This is a genomic window from Bradyrhizobium sp. BRP20, assembly GCF_020194215.1.
Taxonomy (GTDB): domain Bacteria; phylum Pseudomonadota; class Alphaproteobacteria; order Rhizobiales; family Xanthobacteraceae; genus Bradyrhizobium; species Bradyrhizobium yuanmingense.
The window spans coordinates 1-462 of sequence record NZ_JADYVY010000093.1 but is presented as its reverse complement, the minus strand read 5'-3'; the positions used below and the strand labels follow the sequence as shown (position 1 = coordinate 462).

At 51.1% G+C, this 462-nt stretch carries 1 pseudogene; it reads left to right on the top strand.

Annotated features, from left to right (window positions below):
• Positions 1-462 (top strand): annotated as a pseudogene (locus tag I6F33_RS37940) (type II secretion system protein GspD); the annotation flags it as partial.

Below are 462 nucleotides of genomic sequence, written 5' to 3'. Positions count from 1 at the left end.
ACGCTGGATAATAAACTCGCGTCCTTCAACGTGGGGCAGGATGTGCCGGTGCTATCCGGGTCACAGACCACTTCAGGGGATAACGTCTTTAATACCGTCGAACGCAAAACGGTGGGGACAAAACTCAAAGTTACTCCGCAGGTCAATGAAGGCGACGCGGTGTTGCTCGAAATAAAGAAGGAAGTCTCCAGCGTTGACTCTTCCTCTAACTCGACGCTCGGCCCGACGTTTAATACCCGTACTATTCAAAACGCCGTGCTGGTCAAAACCGGTGAAACGGTGGTCCTGGGCGGATTGCTGGATGATTTTTCTAAAGAGCAAGTGTCAAAGGTTCCTCTGCTTGGCGATATTCCTTTAGTGGGGCAACTCTTCCGCTATACCTCCACCGAGCGCGCTAAACGCAACCTGATGGTATTTATCCGTCCGACGATTATCCGTGACGATGATGTTTATCGCTCACTG